The sequence below is a fragment of the Bartonella sp. HY761 genome (genome assembly GCF_026743145.1).
Taxonomy (GTDB): domain Bacteria; phylum Pseudomonadota; class Alphaproteobacteria; order Rhizobiales; family Rhizobiaceae; genus HY038.
Genome location: NZ_CP104887.1, coordinates 3,100,726 through 3,122,814 on the forward strand (window position 1 = coordinate 3,100,726; position 22,089 = coordinate 3,122,814).

Sequence of the window (22,089 nt, forward strand, 5' to 3'; positions counted from 1 at the left end):
TCAGTTAATTTATAAAAAAGCGCCTTTGAACTTATTCAAAGGCGCTTTTTTTAATAGATAATTTATATTCTTGTAAATAGTTTTACTAAAAGCCAACTCTGCCAATACCGGGGATTTTTACGCCAAGATTTTTGATATCTAAGCCCAAAACAAAGCCACCAATATCCAATTCAAGCCCACTTTTTCCACCAATCGCCAAACCACCAAAGCCATGATAATTTATGATGAGATCGCTATTATCCTTATCGTAAAAATACCATTTATTGTTGCGTAAAAAATTGCGCCCCACAGCAAGCGGTGGCAATGCCATATTGATTTCCGGCACGTCACGCAAAATATTGCCGACAAAACTATTGGAATTAGGCCCCGGCCAGATAACATATTGACCACTCCCACCATAGGGATAGCGCTTTATAGCCGCTTCAACCTTATTAATCAGCGCATCATTATTATGGGATTCATAAATAATAAATGGCGCATTGGAATACCATTTCGCATCGGCAGCATAGGCATTGTGGCGCAGTGCTTTGCCCCAACCCACAACATCATAGCGATTATACTGGCTTTCACCGGCCTTTTTAAAGACGATCCAAGTGTGAAGTGAAATTGCACCCTTCATGCCCCCCGTTCTTGCGCCCATAATATAAAGGCTAGAGCCTTGCGCTTGCGGTTTTGGTAAGAAATTTGCGCTTGTCCAATCAGCAACGCGGTAGCTTTGTGGGCGATCTAATTGCCACCACCAAAGGGCACTTGCACCAATCGGTAATAAATAGCAAATTAACAAAAATAAGATCAGCCTTTTTAGCCACTTCATCTTGATTATCTTCCCTTTAATCTTAGAGCGCATTTCGATCTGATTAGATCAGATCCGCGCCCTAATACATTGTTTACAGCGCGTTTTTTGTCCGAAAACCGCTTCACACTTTTCGGAAAACGCTCTAAAATTTCGCGTGCTTCACGTTTTGGTGAACCTAAAAAGCATTTATGGCTAAATTATAGTTTTGGCTGGTTTACTTTTAATAGCAATATGCCATTTTACTGCCTTTTAATTGATCTTAAACTAAGCCATATTAAAATAAAATTTTAATCAATGGTTAGAGTGTGGAAAAGAAGTTGAAATATCGAGATCTTATATTTGCTTGCTGTGCTGTTTTATTGACGGCACCAGCTTTGTCAGTGGTGATGATTTCATTTAGCCAGGCGCAAGAAGCACCGCAATTTCCACCAGAGCATGAACCACTTGAATCGCCGCTTGAGCCCGATGATGTTGTGCCTTTGCGCCCTAATATTAAACCCGATCAAACTATTGAAAACACAAATAAATCTAAAAATCTATTGCCATTAGTTAAAAAGACGGATGAATTAAACACACTTTTTACCAGTTTGAAGCGCAGCGCTGATGTCAAAGAAGCTCAAAAAATTAGTCAACAAATACAGGGGCTTTGGTCTCAATCGGGTAGTGCAACAATAGATTTGTTGATGGGCTGGGCAGAAGATGCGGCGCGAAACCAAGATTATGCACAAGCGATGGATTTTTTGGATAATGTTGTAGCGCTTGATCCCAATTATGCTGAAGGTTGGATGCGGCGCGCATCCATTCATATCCAGATGAATGATATTTCCCTTGCCGTTCTTGAATTAAATAGGGTGCTACAAATTGAACCACGCCATTTTAATGCGCTGATGCAGCTTGGTGCTATTTTTGAAATGACCAACCGTGAACCAATGGCGATTGATATTTATAATAAAGCGCTTGATATTTATCCGCAAATGGTCAAGGTGCAAAAGCGCATGGCTGATTTATTAGAAAAATCAACCGATAGAGCCATTTAGCTATTTTCTTAGATATGGCTTAACCATTAAAGCTGCCTTTAAAATAATATAAATCCTATTGGCATTTTGTAAAACATTGGTTTATAGTGGTTAGTGGCGTTCTGCGCTTCGCGACAGGATAACAGCATCCCTAGGGCCTTAATGATCTTAAAGGGAGCCGTCCCTGATGAGGCCCGTGGGCTTCGTCATATGGCGCCCACCTACTATGTAGGTTCCTAGGATCAAAAATTCCATCGGTTGTCGTGGACGCCACTTCTTTACCGCCCTTCGTGGCACTTATCCAAAAAGGCAGTTTTGTTAAAATTGGTTTTTCCCATCATAAAAGTGTTTATGCTGATAGTGAACGTTTCTTGACGGATAATAGAATGACAAAACAGCAACAACGCCATGAAGCATTAGCCAAGCGTGATCGTTTGGCGACAGATTTTCGCCGCCAAGCTGCTCAAAAATTAGCAAATGAAGCAAATGCGCTTTTGGCAATTGATGAAGCAAGCATTGTCGCCGGCTTTTGGCCGATTGGTAGTGAAATCGACCCAAGAGCGTTATTGTTAGTGCTGCAAGAGCAAGGTAAAACCATTTGCCTGCCAGCTATAATCGATAGCAAAGCCCGTCAAATGCAATTTCGCCAATTTAGTTGTGAAGATGAATTAATCCCGATGGGCTATGGCACTATGGGCCCACCTGCAAGTGCGCCTGTCGTTGATCCCGATTTGATTTTGCTACCGCTTGCGGCATTTGATGCAATCGGCAACCGTATAGGTTATGGTGGTGGTTTTTATGACCGCATCATTGCTGACATGAGATCACGGCAGAAACAACCATTTTTGGTGGGACTTGCCTTTGGTTGCCAAGAGGTGAACTCCATAGCAGCAGAGGACCATGACATTCCTTTACAAGCACTTTTAACAGAAAAAGGCTTGCGATTATTTAAGCAATGATAATAAACTATATTATATTTATACTTTATGAAAATCTTGATATCATTTGTTTCAATTGGAAATTATATGGCAACGCTCATTATCAAACGCAACTCAAGTATTAATCTAGCGGCAAGCCGTTTTAACATCTATCTTGATGATAAAGTTGTTGGAAAAATCGGCAATGGTAAAACGGTGGAGCTAGAAGTTGCCGATGGTGATTATGCGTTAAAAATTGGCTTAAATCCTAAATCGAACTGTAGCAATAGCATTGCAATAACCTTAAAAAGTGATGAGACACGATCCTTTGAAGTGGGCTATCCTAAGGGCATTTTTGCAAAACAGATGCTTAGTTTGCTCTTCCTAATGTTGATTATCTTGCCTGGGACCATAAGTTTTAGCATGCCTCATAAGCCAGCCGGCGCAGGAATTGTGTCGGCGCTAATCGCTATTGTTGGGGTGATTGGCTATTTCTGGATGCAAAAGAAGCAAAAGGGCATTAAACAAAAATCAGGACTACACCTTAATGAAATGGTTCCTTAGGGTCAGAACCTAAAGTTTAAGCAAGATTTTATTTGCGGTGTAAAATTTTTACGGCTCCATTTTAGAATAACTAGCACAAAATGTTTAGGGTCAGTACCTATCACTTTAAACAAACACGCACAATAAACAGCAAAAATATACATTTTTGTAAAAAGGTGAGGAAAGCAAAAAGGGGGGTTAAACCCATTTGAGCTTTACGACGCTGTAGATTACAGCTGTTTTTGTTTCCTTTCAGGATACAAGTAAATTTTCGCGATAACTTTGTCGAAGGCCCTTGAAAATATTTATATTTCCTGTGGATCGTCTCACCTTTAATCTTTGGGTTCTCACAAAAATTTCCTCCATCATTTCCATCAAATTAATAGGTCCTGCCCCTAAGCTATCCCCTTAAATCTTATTTAAAGTAAGCGGCGAGTTGATGGATTTAAATGAAATAAACCGTTAAAACAATTATAAAATATTTAAAAGTTACCGGTTGAACTATGTTTATAATCTAATTGGCAGTATAAAAATTGATCCTATCAATTTATTATTAAATATTTTGAAATATAAAATTAAGCTATATATCTAAGATGGCACAAAATTTATTTTGGCTTCATTTTAAAGGGTACTTTTGTCCAACAACATCAAGGCTGAGATTATGAGCCAAGATTTAAGCATTGTTCTTATTTTACTGGCTCTTGCAGTTGTTATGTTTGCGCTTAATAAGCCACGCATGGATGCTGTCGCGCTTATTATGATTTGCGCCTTGCCATTAAGTGGCATTTTAACCGTCAACGAGGCACTATCAGGCTTTTCAGATTCCGCCGTTATTCTTATTGCCTTGCTTTTTGTGGTTGGTGAAGCATTAGCGCGCACGGGCATAGTGCAATATATTGGCGATTGGTTGCTGAAGAAATCAAACTCCAATGAAAATCAATTGCTAATATTTTTAATGGTGGCTGTGGCAGGTGTTGGTGCTTTTATGAGCTCAACCGGTGTTGTTGCCATTTTTATTCCGGTTGTTTTGCGCATTGCTAAACAAACCCATATAGCCGCTGGCCGCTTGATGATGCCGCTAAGCTATGCAGCTTTATTAAGCGGTATGCTTACCCTTGTTGCTACACCACCTAATCTTGTCGTTCAAAGCGAACTTGTTCGCCATAACCTTCCTACTTTTAGTTTTTTTTCTTTTACGCCTTTTGGCTTGCCGCTTTTAATCCTTGCCATTTTATATATGTTTGTTATCCGTAAATTTTTAGGAACAGAGCAAAAGCCAAAATCAACCTATCAACGCCCGCATATTGCTGATTGGGTTGAGGAGTATCAGCTTTATCAACGTGAAGCACGTATAAAAATTTTAAAAAACTCGCCACTTATTCGTAAAACATTGGAAGAGCTCGATTTACGCCAAGCCAATGGTGTTAATATTTTGGCAATTGAACGCACCTCCGGTCTTACCAAAAAACTTGTTACACCGCGCCCAGATACGCTTTTATTACAAGATGATATTTTGCTGCTTGATGTGGTCAATATGCCGGAAAGTGAAACGGTAGCCAGTCTTTGTGGTGCCTATAAGCTTGAACAAATGCGTCTTGCTAGTGGTTATTTTGCCGATAGTACCCAACAACTTGGCATGGCGCAAATTATGATACCAGCAAGCTCAGCTTTAATCAATGAAACTGCAGCCAGCGTTAAATTTAGAAAGCGTTTTGATCTTTCCATTGTTGGCATGAAACGCGCCAACAAAGCTGTAAGTGATAGTGTTGCCGATATGCCGTTTAAAATGGGCGATATTTTATTAGTTATCGGACCATGGCGCAATATTCGCCGCCTTGCGAATTACGGCAATGATATTGTTGTTTTGGATTTACCTGAAGAAATTGATGATGCAACCCCAGCACCTACCCGTGCGCCTTATGCGCTTATCGGTCTTGGTGTGATGATTGTTTTAATGGTTAGCGGTATTATCCCCAATGTGTTGGCAGCCTTATTGGTTTGTCTATTTTTGGGGTTAACACGGTGTATTGATTTTGATGCCGCCTATCGCTCAATTCACTGGCAAAGTCTTGTTTTAATTGCAGGCATGCTGCCTTTCTCACTCGCTTTACAAAAAACTGGCGGTATTACTTTAGCAACCGATTTTGTGCTTTCGCTTGCCGGGCAAAGCGAACCAAGGGTGTTACTAGCAAGCTTATTTATTGTTACAGCTATATTGGGGCTGTTTATATCGAATACAGCAACCGCCGTTCTTATGGCACCTGTTGCCATTAGCCTTGCTCAGCAAATGGGTGTGTCGCCCTTGCCCTTTGCTATGACGGTTGCTCTTGCTGCTTCCACCGCCTTTATAACGCCCGTATCATCACCGGTAAATGCATTGGTGCAAGGGCCGGGTAATTTCCGCTTTATTGACTTTGTAAAATTTGGCGTGCCGTTTTCATTATTAACAATGTTGGTAACCCTTATCCTTGTGCCAATATTATTGCCATTTTAACCAAAATTTTAGCTCTATTCAAAAAGACAAGAGTAAACCATGAATTGGACGATAAGCCGCAAAGACCTATACGATATTAATGATAGCCTTGATTTGGGTAGCCTATATTTTGGATTACAAAACGGCTTTATTGGCGTTAAAGACCTAAGGGCTTATATTATTCAAAGCCTTAATGAAAGAAGTGAAAATATACTTTACGATCTCATAGCGCAAGATCATGATTTTAATTTTGTTGCTAGTCTTAAAAAGCTAATACCCAATTATAATGAACTGCTAGCAAAAAAATATTGGATATATATTTTTCTAAAATACTTATTGAAGTATGAGACGATGTTTGATGATCCTTATCAAGAAATAGAAAGCTTTTCCGCCAATTTAGATTATCCGCAAATATTAAGTCCGCTCATCCGCTATACGCCATTGCCAGAAGGTGCGATTGGCGGCATTGAAGAAATGAAGAAATATTGGCAAAACCTTATCTGCGAGCTTGAAGATCAAAACTTTAACCTGACGCGCATATAGTGACAAGATGGGTTTAAACTAACAACACTCAAAATTGTAACAAATCCGGCATTTTCTGCGTTGTGTTTATGTCTTGCTCTGATATAACCAATTCATCGGTATAGCAGCCTATCAACAGAATATGATGGGGCTTTCGCTTTGTTTTCTTAAATTTTTTCTTGAAACAAAGCATTTTAAAAGGCAAATTATTGCAATATTTTTGCAGATGAAACTAAATATAGTTTTAAAAAACACTATATTTATCATAAAGCGGAAAAATCATTTTTCGCCCAAGGAGGCATTAAAGAGAATGAAAGAGGATAATCAATCGACCATGCACTTGCCTGACATTACTGTGTCTGCCCGTGATGTATTCGGCATTGATACAGATATGCAAGTGCCAGCATTTTCACAAGGCAATGATTATGTGCCACAGAGTGATCCTGATTATCTTTTCGATCGCCAAACAACTCTTGCCATTCTAGCCGGCTTTGCTTTTAATCGCCGTGTTATGGTTTCTGGCTATCACGGTACTGGTAAATCCACCCATATTGAGCAAGTTGCTGCCCGCCTTAACTGGCCCTGCGTGCGTATTAATCTAGATAGCCATGTCAGCCGTATTGACCTTGTTGGTAAGGATGCCATTGTTGTTAAAGATGGCAAACAAATAACCGAGTTTAAAGATGGCATCTTACCTTGGGCATACCAGCATAATGTTGCCTTGGTTTTTGATGAATATGATGCAGGTCGCCCTGATGTGATGTTTGTTATCCAACGTGTGCTTGAATCCTCTGGCCGCTTGACCTTGCTTGATCAAAGCCGCGTCATTGCCCCTCATCCAGCATTTCGACTTTTTGCAACGGCAAATACTGTTGGGCTTGGCGATACAACCGGTCTTTATCACGGTACACAGCAAATCAACCAGGCGCAAATGGATCGTTGGTCAATCGTCACCACCTTGAATTATTTGCCCCATGATAATGAAGTGGCAATCGTTCTTGCAAAAGCGAAACATTTCAAAACCCAAGCCGATGGCCGCGATATTATCAGCCGCATGGTGCGCGTTGCTGATCTTACCCGCCAAGCCTTTATCAATGGCGATTTATCAACAGTAATGAGCCCAAGAACGGTTATTACTTGGGCAGAAAACGCTGAAATTTTCAAAGATATTGGTTTTGCTTTCCGCCTTACCTTCTTAAATAAATGTGATGAACTTGAACGCTCAATTGTTGCAGAGTTCTATCAACGTGCCTTTGGCGAAGATCTTCCAGACTCGATCGTCAATACCGTTTTTGCATAAAACAGTGACAGGCAAAGGGGCTTGTTAAATCAAGCTCCTTAAGATTTTTAGCTTTATAAGCCTTTGTTTAAGAATAGAGAAAAGCGCAGAACCATGGCAGCACAACCGGGAGATAATAGCCGCGACAATAGGACAAAACCTGTTGATAGTGAGCCATTCAAGCGTGCGATTAGCGCAACAATGCGTGCTGTTGCCGCCGACCGTGAACTTAATGTGACCTTCACCAATGATCGCCCTTCATTAAGTGGCGACACTGCGCGGCTGCCAGATTTATCCCGCCGCCCAACAATGCGTGATATTGCCGTTACACGTGGCCTTGGTGACTCTATGTCCTTGCGCAAAGCTTGGCATAATGCTTCCATTCATGCAAAATTAGCCCCTGAAGGTAATGATGCTCGCGCTATTTATGACGCGGTTGAACAAGCCCGTATTGAATCCATCGGCGCGCGAATGATGGATGGTATGGCAGATAATCTTGATGCTATGCTTGGCGAGCGTTATGCGCGGGCTAATTACAAAGATATTGAATCCCAAGATGATGCGCCGCTAGCTGAAGCGCTTTCTTTGATGGTGCGTGAAAAATTAACTGGTCGAAAAGCCCCTGTTGAAGCTGGCTCATTGGTTGATCTATGGCGCGACTGGGTGGAAGCGCGTGCCGGTAAAAACCTTGAAAATTTAACCGATAAGCTCAACGATCAAAATGCTTTTGCGCGCGCTATCCGTGATATGCTAACCGCAATGGAGCTTGGCGAAGAATTACGCGATGATCCAAATCCTGACGAAAATGGCGATGAGGAAGATCAAAGCCAATCAGACGAAGATCAGGAGGGCGAAGCCGATAATCCTGAAAACGCCGAAAGTGGTGAAAGCGAAAATGCCGAACAAGGCTCGGAAGAGACCGAAGACGGCGAAATGGAAGCTGCTGATTATTCTGATGAACAAGCATCGGAAACTGAAGATCTTGATTCTGAAATGCAACCAGGTGAAACAAGGCGTCCACAAAATGCTTTGGCTGATCTTGAGCATTTGGGCGATTATAAGGTTTTCACACGCGAATTTGATGAAACGGTGGAAGCCAATGAGCTTTGTGATGAGGAAGAGCTTGATAAGTTACGCGCCCATTTAGACAAGCAATTGGCCAATTTGCAAGGGGTCGTTGGCAGACTTGCCAACCGCTTGCAACGGCGCTTAATGGCCGCACAAAACCGTTCATGGGATTTTGATCTTGAAGAAGGTTATCTTGATACAGCACGCTTGACCCGCTTGGTTATTGATCCTGCCCAACCGCTTTCTTTCAAGCGTGAGCGTGATACAGAGTTTCGCGATACGGTTGTTACCCTACTCTTGGATAATTCTGGTTCCATGCGCGGTCGTCCAATTACAGTTGCTGCAACCTGTACGGATATTCTTGCTCGCACCTTAGAGCGGTGCGGCGTGAAAGTTGAAATATTGGGCTTTACCACCAAAGCATGGCGTGGCGGCCAGTCACGCGAAGCATGGTTACAACGCGGCAAGCCAGCAAATCCGGGTCGCTTAAATGATTTGCGCCACATCATCTATAAAAGCGCTGATACACCTTGGCGCCGAGCAAGGCGCAATCTCGGCTTGATGATGCGTGAAGGCTTGCTCAAAGAAAATATTGATGGTGAAGCACTTGTTTGGGCGCATCAACGTTTATTGGCACGCAGTGAACATAGACGCATTTTAATGATGATTTCTGATGGTGCACCTGTTGACGATTCAACCCTTTCGGTTAATCCGGGTAATTTTTTAGAAAAACATTTGCGCGGTGTGATTGAAGAGATTGAAACACGCTCGCCTATCGAGCTTATCGCCATTGGTATCGGACATGATGTGACGCGTTACTATCGCCGTGCTGTTACTATTGTTGATGCAGAAGAGCTTGCTGGTGCAATTACCGAGCAATTGGCAGCATTATTTGATGAAAATGGCGATAAAAAACGTAGCAAACGCTAATAGCAATTGATCTTTATAAACCAGTACGGACCTAATAATAATGCTAAAACATCTGGAGGTCTATGTTTTATATATTTAAATTTTGCGACAAGGCCGTTAAATATGAAATATACATTATTATTGTTACTATTATTTTCAGTAAAGAATTCATTTGCTGTAGATAGCATTTGGATAAATTATAAAAATTTAAATAATCATAGAATTTTTTCTTTAAAAGAATGCATAAAAAAAGAAGATATATATATTAATAAATTTATTGCATATGATAAAAATAGCAAAAATATTACGGCTCTTGATTATAAATTTAAGTTATATGAATATTACAATTCATCTATTGAAATTTATTTTTATGATAATGGGCATATTAATTATGATAATATCATATATTACTATACTGATATAAAAAAGGAAAAATTTAAAAATATTTTTAATAAAAAAAAATATGAACATTACTTATATGAAAAACAATTACCTGATTAATTACAATATTAAAAATGATGCTTTAATTATTTTAACACCGGATATATTTACAAAAAAAAATAATAAAAGAATAAGGGTGCCACTTTCTCCAGAAACAAATCGAAATTATAACGCCATATTAGCAATCAGTAAATGCCTCAAACAATAGCTATCATGACGATATTGGAACTTAAATCATCACATATACTTATTCCATTAATGGAAAGGTTTTCTAATATAGTTAATTTGGGAATGGGCTTTGTTGATGGCTAACTCAATTATAAATAGTATAAGAAATTTCTTACTCATGACGAAGTTATTGAATTAAGTTTTCAAAATTTGGTTGATTATCCGTTTCTGTTGCAAATATCATTCATATAAAGCCAATTTAAATAGTTCGGCATTTTGATGCAATGAGCAGTATTCAGGCTACAAACAAGTATCATTGTTATTGTTTAAGCTATAGGGATATTGAAGAACTGTTATTGGCGTGCGGCATCAAGGTTGATCTGAGTTAGATCAACCCTCAAACTAATAGGCAGATGTTTGGCATCATATCTAAAATGAGACATTTAAAAGATCACTAAATCTCACCAGCTTTATAGCGATAATAGGTCGCAAATTCGTCATCGCTAATATCTATATGCGTATTAAAAGCCATAGATTTTTCCTCCGCTGCATCTGAATGTTCTTCAGCCCATAAAACTTCGCCCTCAACAACCCCTTCAATAAAGCAAGAAAGTGTAATAGCTGCATTTTTAAAATAAATTTGCTGATCATCAATATAAGGAAATTCACCCAGTTCTTTTATTAATCTATCTACAACATTTTTAGGATCATCTTTAAAAATATTGATGTCTTTATAATAAATATCAATAGATTTATCATTAGCGCCAATTTCGACTAACTTATTATCTTTATAGCAAGCAAAAATGCAGTTACCGTAATAATAAGTGATTAAAGTATAATCAAAGTTCTTCATAGCATTTAATATGCTCTCATAACGTTTCCTTTGATCCAAATCTTTTGCTTTTTTTATTTGTTCTTCCCAATAAGAACGATCACCCGTTCGATCAATACTGCGAAAACTACCATAGACCTCTTGTAAGGCAAAATTATCTTCCGAAGCGCTATTAAACCTTAAAGATCCCAAGCCTATCAGGGGTTGAATCGTATAATCATGTTTTGACATTCACCATCTCCCGCAAAACCAATTTTGTCTGATTCCAACAACTATATAATGTTAGGTAAAATTATATCAAAATATTAATATTTCAAATTTGAAGTTATATAAATATGATAATAATCTAGTATTCGTACAAATTTTATTGTTATCTAAAATATTAGCAAAAATTTTTAAATTTAAGGAAGTCTTATGCGGAAAAATTTTAATAGTTTTAATGTCTTTTTTACATCATTAATATTTATGCTTGCTATCATAATTTTCAATGATTTTTCGACATTGTTTTATTCTTATTATAGTGGTGGCTCGGATGGCTTTAGGCAATTGATAGAAACAATAGCTGCGTTTGTGGTGGCAATAGCCATTATATCTGGCTCAGCTGCACTTTCTTTCAAAAAATTTAAATTAATTAAAATAACATACGTCATCATTGGCTTTATGATCCAATTCGCTTTAATTTTAGCCATTGCCAAGTTAGGACTAATCCACGTTACAACTCCGCCAGAGGCCATGACTTTTGGCACAATTGAAACCCCAATGTCATTTTTTTTGAAATGCCAGCGTAATGTACTTATAGCAACGATTGCGGTGATAATTATTTTGAAATGGCTGTTTGATAAGGATTTTAAAAAATTATTTATTATTGATAAAGAAAAAGCAGATTTTGTTTATTATGCACTATTTTTCTTTCTTTTTATTATTGTCAATGCCTGTTTCAGCTTTGCAACCCAAATGCTATCTCACATAGCTTATAATCAGATAGGATATATGCGTATTCAGGATTTATCGATTAAAGTTCTCATTGACACATTAAGTGATATGAGTGTTATATTTATCGGTTTGGCAGTTATCTTTATTTTAAATTATAAAAAGCAATTGTCATTTAAAAACTTTATGTATTTGGCTACTTTGGTTAACTTGGTCACGATAATTTGGCTTTTTGTTTCTTATTTAGGTCATAACCCAAATGCGGTAATGGATGTAGTTTATGCTCTATCAACCATCATTCACGTGGCAGCTGTTACTTTTATTTATACGTCAAGCCAACTGCTTTGCCTTTGGATCGTAATTAATATTTTGAATAAATATTATCCAAAAATAGGCCATTTGGATTAAAATTCAATGATGTAGCAGCTGCAAATCGGGGTATCTTAAAGATGAGATCAACCTTACAAAAAATTAAAATCACATTGGTTATCAGCGCAAGTCTTTTAACCATTATCGGTCTAGTGATAAAATGTGATTTTGGACAAGAAAGACCTCATCAAATTGCTTTTGACTATGATAAGCAGTCAACACCGCGATCAGATCGTCTCTTTCGTGATTATGGTGAGCCCGTCTATCATTTGGCGCAAAAAATAGAACGTGAACAAACAATTAACCAAAGTGAGCTGGCGGCGCTTCCACCCAACGGAATAAATCAACGTTATGGAGATGAAACCACATTGCTTTTTCATGCCATGGCACAACATAACGTTCAAGCAATTGACTTACTTATCGGCAATGGCGCTGATTATACCATGGCGAAAAGACCGCTATTAAATAGTGAACCGGAATTCATTAGTGCTTTGGACTCATTTGGCGACAATGACGAAGCTGCAGATCGCATATACCGAACCAAACTTATTGAAATTTACTTAAAACATGGTGGCGATCCTAACTTTAGATTTAGACAGGCTAATGATAGACCATTGGTGATGATGGTTGCCCTTGCGCAGAATTATGATGGTGTTCACATTTTAGTGGAAGCTGGTGCGAATATCTGGGCTCGCAATGATAACGGCATAAATCTCGTTGGGCAGTTAGGTCTATCAATAACTGGTTACGAAGAATTATCTAAGCTCATTGACGAAGGATATTTAGACAATATTCAAATGAATGATATTGTCGACGCAATGGCTTATATTTCAGCATATAAACAGCGCGGTGATGAACAAAGTAAAAATAGGCAAATATTAGCTATGAAGATATTGAAGCGCTATCCACAATATGAGGCAGACGAAAATACACAAGACATATTTGGTGGACCAATCCCTTGGGAGCAGATCAATAACCTATCTATACCAAAAAATCAGCAAACGAATAAGTGAACGCACATAGCAATTATGCTATTAAGTGGAAAGTTAAAGCCCGGCAGATAACTTATCTGCCGGGCCTAAAATTATTAAATCATCGAAAATCAAGCAATTTGTGCGCCTAATCGCTGGCAAAGATCATCGAGCTGCTCAAGCGTTTTATAAGAAATACGGATATCTCCACCTTTCTTATTATATTTAATATCAACCTTAAGTCCAAGGCAATCACCAATACGCCGCTCTAATGCCTTGGTGTCAGCATCTTTTTCAACCGGTATTTTAGCTGGCTTTTCTTCTTCTGGGCCTTTTGCTGCCAATGCCTCCGCTTGACGCACTGATAAGCCTTCAGCAATAATTTTTTGTGCAAGGCTCAATGGATCAGATGCAGTAATAAGGCAACGTGCATGCCCAGCTGAAAGTAACCCATCATTAACCATTTGTTGCACTTCAGGTGGCAATTTTAAAAGCCGCAAAGTATTGGCAACATGGCTACGGCTTTTACCAATCACTTGGGCAAGATCGGCTTGAGTATAATCATGTTCGTCAATCAGTTGCTGATAACCCAGAGCTTCTTCCACTGGATTAAGATCACTACGCTGAACATTTTCAATAATAGCAAGCTCTAAAGCAGTGCGGTCATCAACATCACGGACAATAACCGGCACACGTACAAGGCCAGCACGCTGCGCTGCACGCCAGCGTCGTTCACCGGCAATCAATTCAAAATAATCGCCGCCTAATGGACGCACAACAAGCGGCTGCACAATACCATGCTCCCGAATAGATTGCGCGAGATCATCTAACTCGGCTTCAACAAATGTTCGGCGGGGATTACGGGGATTGCGCGATACCAATTCAATTGGCACCTGCTTTTCTGATGCAATCTGTGTAACCACTACGTCGGGCGAAGCCTGCGGGGCTTCAATATCGCCAATTAGCGCAGCAAGCCCACGCCCTAATCTTTTTTTTGATTTATCTTCACTCATATTAATTCCGTTTTCCGCAAGCTTTTCTAAACTTAGAAAATAGATCGCCCAATAATGATAATAACACTAAATGGCAAAACCAATGTTCCATAAATTATAAATCACGCGATTTATGCATTTTCGTAACGCAAACGCCGTTCTCGTTGAATAACTTCTGACGCCAATTGCAAATAGGCTTGGCTACCCGCACATTTCAAATCATATAGTAGCGCCGGCTTACCAAAGCTTGGTGCTTCAGATACGCGCACATTACGAGGAATGACAGTACGATATACCTTTTCACCCATAAAAGAACGTACATCATCCACCACTTGATTAGCAAGATTATTACGCCCATCATACATGGTAAGGACAATACCTTGTATGGTAAGATGCGGATTAAGGCTTGAACGCACTTGCTTAATTGTTTCTAACAACTGGCTTAAACCTTCCAATGCCAAAAACTCACATTGCAGTGGTACAAGAACAGAATCCGAAGCACCCATGGCATTTAGAGTTAAAAGATTGAAAGATGGTGGGCAATCAATAAGAATGTAAGAAAACTTATGTTTAACTCTTGGGTCATCACGTAAAGCCAAACGCAAACGATGAGAACGGTCCGCGCGCGCCGCTATTTCCATTTCAACACCTAGCAAATCAAGGGTCGATGGCACGATGGAAAGGTTTGGAACATCGGTAGCAAGCGCAGCATCAACGACTGAAACACCCTCAATCACCACATCATAGGATGATAGACGGCGGTTATTACGGTCAATACCAAGTCCGGTACTCGCATTTCCTTGTGGATCGATATCCAATACTAAGACTTTTTCGCCTATAGCAGCCAAAGCAGTAGCAAGGTTAATCGCTGTGGTTGTTTTACCAACGCCACCCTTTTGGTTAGCTATTGCAATAATACGTACCTGATCACTCATGTTACGCTTCCTTTGTTAACGGAAAAAGATTGGAGATTTTCAAAATAACCGAATCTTTATCGATCACACTTTGGAAAACCTCAACATCGAAAGACCATAAAAGCTGTGCTTCCAAGATCTCATCCTTATAATTTTTACCCTTTTGAAAAAGAGCATAAGTACTCGGTTTAGCAAGCCAGTTTTGACATAGACCAAATAATTCGGTCAGCGAAGCTAAAGCGCGCGCCGAAATAATATCTGGTGCTTGTTGAACTAAGCTACTATTTTCAATGCGATCATTATATACTTTGGCAGTCAGATCGAAATGCGCAATTGCGGTATTTAAAAATGCGCATTTTTTACTATTACTCTCGATAAGGCAGATTTCGCCTTGCCCTTGCTGTTTCATCAATATTGCAAGAATGATGCCGGGAAAGCCGCCGCCAGATCCTATATCAAACCATTGATTGGCGCCAAGCCCATATTGATAAAGCTGAACACTATCAAGGATATGGCGCTGCCAAAGTTCACTAATTGCGTTATTTGCCACCAAATTTATTTTGGCTTGCCATTTCAAAACCAGCTCTTCAAAAGCGATTAAATTATCAAATGTTTCACGTGAAACATCTGGCAATATCGCTTTCAATTGATCAAATTTATCTACCATTATGCTACATCCTTTTGGCTGCGGCGTTGCCTTTGGATATGGGTAATAATTAAAGATAAAGCAGCAGGGGTTATACCATCAATACGCTGCGCTTCGGCAATTGTACGTGGTGCCCGAGCCGCGATCTTAATCTTCAGCTCATTTGATAGGCCAGATATCGAATTGAGATCAAGATCCTCAGGAATATAAAGCTTTTCATCGCGACGCAGTGCAGCCATGTCTTGCTCTTGACGTTCCATATAAACAGCATATTGAGCTTCTATCTCCATCAACTCAATTGTTTTAGCATCTACGCCATTAAGTTCTGGCCAAATACTAGTAAGGCTAGCAATGGAAATATCATTATAAGACAAAAGATCATAGGCGGTGCGCCGTTGCCCATCACGATTAATCTGTAAGCCATGTTGGGCGGCTTCATTGGGCGTAAGGTTGACGGATTTTAGTAGAGCGCGCAAGGCATCCAATTTGCCTTCGCGTTCCTCATAGGCGGCAATGCGCTCTGATCCGCAAAGACCTAGTTCAATAGCTAATGGTGTCAAACGCTCATCCGCATTATCAGCACGCAAAGACAAGCGGAATTCAGCTCGCGATGTAAACATGCGATAAGGCTCACTGACGCCGCGCGACACAAGATCATCGATCATCACACCAATATATGAATCGCTGCGCTGCATAATGATTGGTTCTTGCCCTGCTGCAAAACGCGCTGCATTTAACCCGGCAATCAAGCCTTGTGCGCCGGCCTCTTCATATCCAGTAGTACCATTGATTTGGCCTGCAAGATATAGGCCAGTCACTGCTTTTAATTGTAATGAACGATGGAGTTGACGAGGATCAACAAAATCATATTCAATTGCATAACCCGGCTGCAAAATACGAACATTTTGCAAACCATCAATCGAATGAATGAGCGCATCTTGCGCGTCTTCAGGTAGAGAGGTTGAAATACCGTTAGGATAGACTGTATTATCATCTAAACCCTCAGGCTCTAAGAATATTTGATGACCATCGCGATCGCCGAATTTTACAATTTTATCCTCAATAGATGGACAGTAACGGGGGCCAATCCCCTCAATAGCACCGGAATACATTGCAGAGCGATGAATATTTTCACGGATAATAGCATGGGTGCGTTCATTAGTGCGCGTAATAGCACAATCAATTTGCGGGGTCTTAATGCTATCGGTAAGGCTAGAAAATGGTACTAGAACATCATCTGGCGACTGCTTATCCAATCGATCCCATTCAATTGTTTCACGATCCAAACGTGCCGGCGTTCCCGTTTTTAAACGACTAAGAACAATGCCATGCTCGTTCAAGCGCTCTGCCAACTTAACAGCCGGTGCTTCACCCATACGCCCTGCAGGCCAATTTTTATCGCCAATATGGATTAGTCCACGTAAAAAAGTTCCCGTTGTTAGCACCACTGATGGTGCATTGAGTTGCAGCCCATCTGCAAGCACCACACCTTTAACAACTCCGTTGACAATTGAGATGTCAACTGCTTCGCCTGCTACCACCGTAAGATTTTGTTGGTTTGCAATAAGATCTTGCACGGCCAACCGATATAGTTTTCTGTCGGCTTGGGTACGGGGACCGCGAACTGCCGGCCCCTTACGCCGATTTAATAGACGGAACTGAATACCACCACGATCCGCAGCACGCGCCATAATGCCATCTAACGCATCGATCTCACGAACCAAATGGCCTTTACCCAAACCACCAATGGCTGGATTACATGACATAACACCGATTGTTTCAAATGAAAATGTTACTAAAGCGGTTTTAGCACCAAGCCGTGCCGAGGCTGCTGCTGCTTCAGTACCGGCATGCCCTCCACCAATAACAATAACATCATAATTCATTGACATAATATTTCACCTTGACCAATTCATCGCGTGGCCTCGCGTCGGTCGAATTTTACATTCTGCATTGCATAAAAAGATAGGACAGCAGTTGAAGATAAACCAAATGACACATCATAGTGTTTCAGAAATGCCATTGTTTTATCAGATATCTGATTTAGTCTTTACTGCATAATATAGTGAATGCAAAGAAGCTTCTTTAGATTCGTGCTGAAATGGTGTTATTTACAGCAAAATAGCAGTGGAAATCTTTTTTCCATCAAGCGAATTTAGTAATTTAATTTGCTTAAAAAAACTTTGTTTCACGTGAAACAACTAGCGCAATGCCTTCCAACATATTTAAATGTTTCACGTGAAACATCACAAAATATGTTTGGTTAATAGGTTATTAATATAGCGATAAACCTAACCGCAGGCGTTGGAAGCTTAGCTATAATGTTGGGGCGACTTGGATCACGGCAGGAGAATAGCCATATTAACTGATATCTAGGAGCATTACAACGCTCACGATGACCGGCTTAGCAAAGCAAACATGCCATCACGTATCCATTTTGACACGAATATTGACCTTTATTTGCCAACGCAAAATTCTGAAAAAATGACATCTAAGAGATCTTCAACATCAACATCGCCAGTAATTCGCCCAATTGCATTAGCCGCTAAACGCAAATGCTCAGCGCGTAACTCTAAGTCAATATCGTGTTTAACTAGCGAATATTCCAGTTCTTGCATACCACTAACCAAAAGGCTAACTTGCCTTTTTCGTGCCGGCACTAGCTTACTTACATCGCCTGCCCGCGCACTGCAGAAGGCTTCGAGTCTATCAATAAATTCTTGCCAATTCTCACCGGTTGCGGCTGAAATTTGTAGGGGCCAACGCGCCGCCTCCCCTTCCCCATAATCAAGCTTATTGCCAATATGCCAAATATTAGCCTCTGTCTTTGGCAATTCGATCGGCGTTGGATTTTGCATATCTTCGAGCATAAGAACAAGATCAGCAGTTAGGATATGTTCTTCAGCAATTTCAATGCCAGCCTTTTCAATGTGATTATCGGTCTTACGCAGTCCAGCGGTGTCGGTAATTAAAACAGGCACTCCTGAAATCACAAGTCGTACTTCCAACGCATCTCTTGTGGTGCCAGCCTCATTAGTAACAATAGCAACTTTACGCCCAGCTAAACGATTAATCAAACTTGATTTGCCGGCATTAGGAGCACCTGCAATAACAATGCGTAAACCATCGCGCATAATATTTGCGCGTTTGCCATCCTCAATATGTTGTTCTATAGACTGCTTTAATGCACTCACTCTTTGCCAGACTTCATTCGATACTGAACCTGGAACATCACTCTCATCGGCAAAATCAAGTTCTGCCTCGATCATGGCGCGGCAAAATATCAATTCCTTTCGCCAATTGCGATAAAGCTCTGCCAACGCACCGCTTGCACCCATAAGTGCCAATTTGCGTTGGCTTTCAGTTTCCGCTTCAATAAGATCGGCTAAGCCTTCTGCTTCAGTTAGATCTAACTTGCCTTCAGCAAAAGCACGGCGGGCAAACTCCCCTGCTTCTGCTTGACGACAATTGGGGAACGCACCAAGCACATCCAACAGTTTTTGTACCACTGCACGACCACCATGAATATGGAGTTCTGCACAATCTTCACCCGTGAAGCTTTGCGGCCCTTTAAAGAACACCACCAAGCCATTATCAATAATATCACCACCCCCATCTTTTAGTGTACGATAATGCATAACACGCGGTTTTAATATGCCCTGACAAAGCGCTGATAAAACCGCTTTGGTTTCAGTACCCGAAATCCTAATCACCGCTACACCAGATGGTAAGGCACCACTTGATAGCGCGAAAATCGTTTCCATATTAAACCTCAATAATGACTTCTTGCACAAAACATATGTGTCAATGTTTATTCAAACTAATTATGATTAGTTAAATTTATGCTCACATATTACAAGCATCTAATTTCAAAAACTAACCCTGTTTTATAAATCAAATTTCTAAATAGATTATACAAGGTGAACCATATATTCAACAAAAATGCCGACCCAAAGGTCGGCATTATAAAGTTTAGAAATGAGAGTAATTTTAAAATTACGTATTCATTGAATCAAAAAATTCGTCGTTATTTTTGGTTTGCTTCAACTTATCAATCAAGAACTCGATAGCATCGGTAGTGCCCATTGATGAAAGAATACGGCGCAGAACGAAGATTTTTTGAAGGTCTTGACGGGTTACAAGCAAGTCTTCTTTACGAGTACCAGATTTAAGAATATCCATGGCTGGGAAGATACGCTTATCAGCAACCTTACGATCAAGCACGATTTCTGAGTTGCCGGTACCTTTAAATTCTTCAAAGATAACTTCATCCATACGACTACCGGTATCAATAAGCGCCGTTGCAATAATGGTGAGCGAGCCACCTTCTTCAATATTACGCGCTGCACCAAAAAAGCGCTTTGGCCGTTGCAATGCGTTTGCATCCACACCACCGGTCAAAACCTTACCTGATGAAGGAATAACCGTATTATAAGCGCGGCCAAGACGCGTAATCGAGTCAAGAAGAATAACCACATCGCGACCATGTTCAACCAAGCGCTTGGCCTTTTCAATGACCATTTCAGCGACTTGAACGTGACGGGTTGCTGGTTCGTCAAAAGTTGAAGATACAACTTCACCCTTAACCGAGCGCTGCATATCCGTCACTTCTTCAGGACGCTCGTCAATCAATAAAACGATGAGATAGCATTCAGGATGGTTTTCGGTAATAGCATGGGCAATATTTTGTAGAAGAACGGTTTTACCAGTACGCGGAGGCGCAACGATAAGACCGCGCTGCCCCTTACCCAAGGGTGCAACAAGATCGATTACCCGTGGTGACATATCCTTTTGGGTTGGATTATCGGTTTCCATCCGTAAACGCTCATTTGGATAAAGCGGCGTTAAATTATCAAAATGGGTCTTGTGACGGATTTTGTCAGGATCTTCAAAATTAATTAGATTAATTTTAAGAAGGGCAAAATAACGCTCACCTTCTTTAGGGCCGCGAATTGGGCCTTCAACCGTATCGCCTGTTTTTAAAGAAAAACGACGAATTTGCGATGGTGAAAGATAAATATCGTCCGGGCCTGGCAAATAATTGGCATCAGCTGAACGCAAGAAACCAAAGCCATCTTGCAATACTTCAACAACACCTTCACCAATAATTTCAACATCTTGTAGAGCCAATTTTTTCAAAATTGCAAACATCAATTCTTGTTTGCGCATTGCATTGGCGTTTTCAACCTCAAGCGTTTCGGCGAGTGCAAGCAACTCCACCGGTGTTTTGCTCTTCAGTTCTTGAAGCTTCATTTCTTGCATAAAAATCTCATATAATAATAATGGAAAAACTTGTCGCCAACATGTCGCTAGAGATAGCAGATTAAATGATGATGGAAGACAAAAAGGAGGGATGGATGTTATATAGGGGAAAAAGCCTAAAAAAGCAAGGAGAATTATTAATGCCTACTCGAATTGGTGGTCATAAAAAAGTAACGCTATAAAATGTAAAATTTACACTGAAGGCTTAAGACCTATGACAATCTCAAGCCTATAGCATTTTTAAAAGTCCCAAATATTAACGTCACCAATGCACTGAAATTGGTCGTGCAAAATGAGCAAGTACGGCAATCATACAAATTTCAATAGAAACCGCCCGATAAATATGACCTAAAATTTCACTCCAAAGCTCATACTAGTTTAAATTCCATAGCCAACCAACACAACCATCGGCGTATATAGAATTTCTAAAGCCAAGCAACGCAATAAAGAAACCATGCATGACAAAAGTAATAATATCGAATAACGTGCTGTGCCATAAGCGTATTGTAGGCCAATAAATTGACCAAACAACATAAACAAAGGCAAAGGCAAAACTAAATAACCAATGATAAAGAGTTACTACGCCAAGCACGCTATTACCTTGATAGATGTAATCTAGAGAGTGCTAATCTACCTCTAGCCAAGCAAGTCAATCATCAATATGAGCCCCTGGTTGTGAAACTTCACCAAGCAAGTGGGTGCCATGTTAACCCCATATCCCCATTTGACGAGCGAGCCTAAAAAGCCGCCAATAACGGTGGTCCATATGATGATTTTGTAATTGATTGTTTTTTCTGACAAGCTAATTACCCCTACTTCAACATTTAACTATGCAAAGAATAATCTTTTTGCATGGTTAATGCATTTCACTGAATTAATCAGAACATTTGTGGGTTATAGGGATGAGAAATGCCTAGATTGGTAAAGATATCTCAATATTGAAAATTAATACCAAATATCGTCAATCCTTGGTGCTTTGACAAGTTAGCGCAGCACCAACAGTCTCAATGTTAAGGATTTAATCTCGACTTTAAAATGAAA

Annotated in this window: 19 protein-coding genes and 1 other RNA gene; 11 read left to right on the forward strand and 9 right to left on the reverse strand. The window is 40.1% G+C overall.

The window, feature by feature from the left end:
• Window positions 1-85: 85 nt before the first annotated feature.
• The gene (locus N6A79_RS13315; RefSeq protein ID WP_268546309.1) at window positions 86-814 is read right to left on the reverse strand and encodes a DUF3750 domain-containing protein; all 729 of its coding nucleotides are present in this window, start codon (window positions 812-814) and stop codon (window positions 86-88) included.
• A gap of 299 nt (window positions 815-1,113) precedes the next feature.
• Here N6A79_RS13315 and N6A79_RS13320 point away from each other — a divergent pair, with 299 nt between their 5' ends.
• From N6A79_RS13320 to N6A79_RS13360, 9 genes are all read left to right on the forward strand, one after another.
• Window positions 1,114-1,833 carry a tetratricopeptide repeat protein gene (locus N6A79_RS13320; RefSeq protein ID WP_268546310.1) on the forward strand — a complete coding sequence of 240 codons (720 nt, stop codon included), beginning with the start codon at window positions 1,114-1,116 and terminating at the stop codon, window positions 1,831-1,833.
• A 95-nt stretch (window positions 1,834-1,928) separates the two neighbouring features.
• Window positions 1,929-2,085: non-coding RNA, 6S RNA (gene ssrS / locus N6A79_RS13325), on the forward strand.
• Entirely contained in the window at window positions 2,076-2,771 is a 696-nt protein-coding gene (locus tag N6A79_RS13330; RefSeq protein ID WP_268546311.1) for a 5-formyltetrahydrofolate cyclo-ligase, read from the forward strand. The genes ssrS and N6A79_RS13330 overlap by 10 nt, the downstream gene beginning before the upstream one ends.
• A gap of 66 nt (window positions 2,772-2,837) precedes the next feature.
• Entirely contained in the window at window positions 2,838-3,293 is a 456-nt protein-coding gene (locus N6A79_RS13335; protein ID WP_268546312.1) for a hypothetical protein, read from the forward strand.
• 640 nt (window positions 3,294-3,933) lie between these two features.
• Entirely contained in the window at window positions 3,934-5,766 is a 1,833-nt protein-coding gene (locus tag N6A79_RS13340) for an SLC13 family permease (RefSeq protein ID WP_268546313.1), read from the forward strand.
• A gap of 39 nt (window positions 5,767-5,805) precedes the next feature.
• Window positions 5,806-6,288, forward strand: coding sequence for a DUF2247 family protein (locus N6A79_RS13345; RefSeq protein ID WP_268546314.1), 483 nt, complete (start codon window positions 5,806-5,808; stop codon window positions 6,286-6,288).
• 289 nt (window positions 6,289-6,577) lie between these two features.
• A complete protein-coding gene (cobS, locus tag N6A79_RS13350) occupies window positions 6,578-7,567 on the forward strand; it encodes a cobaltochelatase subunit CobS (protein ID WP_182418107.1) in 990 nt (329 codons plus the stop codon).
• A 93-nt stretch (window positions 7,568-7,660) separates the two neighbouring features.
• On the forward strand, window positions 7,661-9,544 hold the full coding sequence (cobT, locus tag N6A79_RS13355) for a cobaltochelatase subunit CobT (RefSeq protein WP_268546316.1): 1,884 nt from the start codon (window positions 7,661-7,663) through the stop codon (window positions 9,542-9,544).
• Window positions 9,545-9,646: 102 nt separating this feature from the next.
• Entirely contained in the window at window positions 9,647-10,024 is a 378-nt protein-coding gene (locus tag N6A79_RS13360; RefSeq protein WP_268546317.1) for a hypothetical protein, read from the forward strand.
• A gap of 562 nt (window positions 10,025-10,586) precedes the next feature.
• Here N6A79_RS13360 and N6A79_RS13370 read toward each other — a convergent pair.
• Entirely contained in the window at window positions 10,587-11,195 is a 609-nt protein-coding gene (locus N6A79_RS13370; protein ID WP_268546318.1) for a hypothetical protein, read from the reverse strand.
• A 183-nt stretch (window positions 11,196-11,378) separates the two neighbouring features.
• Here N6A79_RS13370 and N6A79_RS13375 point away from each other — a divergent pair, with 183 nt between their 5' ends.
• Entirely contained in the window at window positions 11,379-12,302 is a 924-nt protein-coding gene (locus N6A79_RS13375) for a hypothetical protein (RefSeq protein ID WP_268546320.1), read from the forward strand.
• Between the two features lie 41 nt (window positions 12,303-12,343).
• Entirely contained in the window at window positions 12,344-13,276 is a 933-nt protein-coding gene (locus tag N6A79_RS13380; protein ID WP_268546321.1) for a hypothetical protein, read from the forward strand.
• Between the two features lie 89 nt (window positions 13,277-13,365).
• Here N6A79_RS13380 and N6A79_RS13385 read toward each other — a convergent pair whose 3' ends face one another.
• The 7 genes from N6A79_RS13385 to N6A79_RS15925 all read right to left on the reverse strand — a co-directional run bounded on the left by N6A79_RS13385 (window position 13,366) and on the right by N6A79_RS15925 (window position 21,640).
• Window positions 13,366-14,247 carry a ParB/RepB/Spo0J family partition protein gene (locus tag N6A79_RS13385; protein ID WP_268546322.1) on the reverse strand — a complete coding sequence of 294 codons (882 nt, stop codon included), beginning with the start codon at window positions 14,245-14,247 and terminating at the stop codon, window positions 13,366-13,368.
• Window positions 14,248-14,357: 110 nt separating this feature from the next.
• Window positions 14,358-15,161, reverse strand: coding sequence for a ParA family protein (locus N6A79_RS13390; RefSeq protein ID WP_182418113.1), 804 nt, complete (start codon window positions 15,159-15,161; stop codon window positions 14,358-14,360).
• Between the two features lies 1 nt (window position 15,162).
• Window positions 15,163-15,807: a 16S rRNA (guanine(527)-N(7))-methyltransferase RsmG gene (gene rsmG / locus N6A79_RS13395; RefSeq protein ID WP_442784237.1), complete on the reverse strand. Its 645-nt coding sequence runs from the start codon at window positions 15,805-15,807 to the stop codon at window positions 15,163-15,165.
• Window positions 15,807-17,678 carry a tRNA uridine-5-carboxymethylaminomethyl(34) synthesis enzyme MnmG gene (mnmG, locus tag N6A79_RS13400; protein WP_268546324.1) on the reverse strand — a complete coding sequence of 624 codons (1,872 nt, stop codon included), beginning with the start codon at window positions 17,676-17,678 and terminating at the stop codon, window positions 15,807-15,809. Before mnmG ends, rsmG begins: the two co-directional genes overlap by 1 nt.
• A 564-nt stretch (window positions 17,679-18,242) precedes the next feature.
• Window positions 18,243-19,550, reverse strand: a complete 1,308-nt coding sequence (gene mnmE, locus N6A79_RS13405; RefSeq protein ID WP_268546325.1) for a tRNA uridine-5-carboxymethylaminomethyl(34) synthesis GTPase MnmE — start codon at window positions 19,548-19,550, stop codon at window positions 18,243-18,245.
• A 232-nt stretch (window positions 19,551-19,782) separates the two neighbouring features.
• Window positions 19,783-21,048, reverse strand: coding sequence for a transcription termination factor Rho (gene rho, locus N6A79_RS13410; RefSeq protein ID WP_182418116.1), 1,266 nt, complete (start codon window positions 21,046-21,048; stop codon window positions 19,783-19,785).
• A gap of 373 nt (window positions 21,049-21,421) precedes the next feature.
• A complete protein-coding gene (locus tag N6A79_RS15925) occupies window positions 21,422-21,640 on the reverse strand; it encodes a DUF1440 domain-containing protein (RefSeq protein WP_442784238.1) in 219 nt (72 codons plus the stop codon).
• Between the last annotated feature and the right edge of the window lie 449 nt (window positions 21,641-22,089).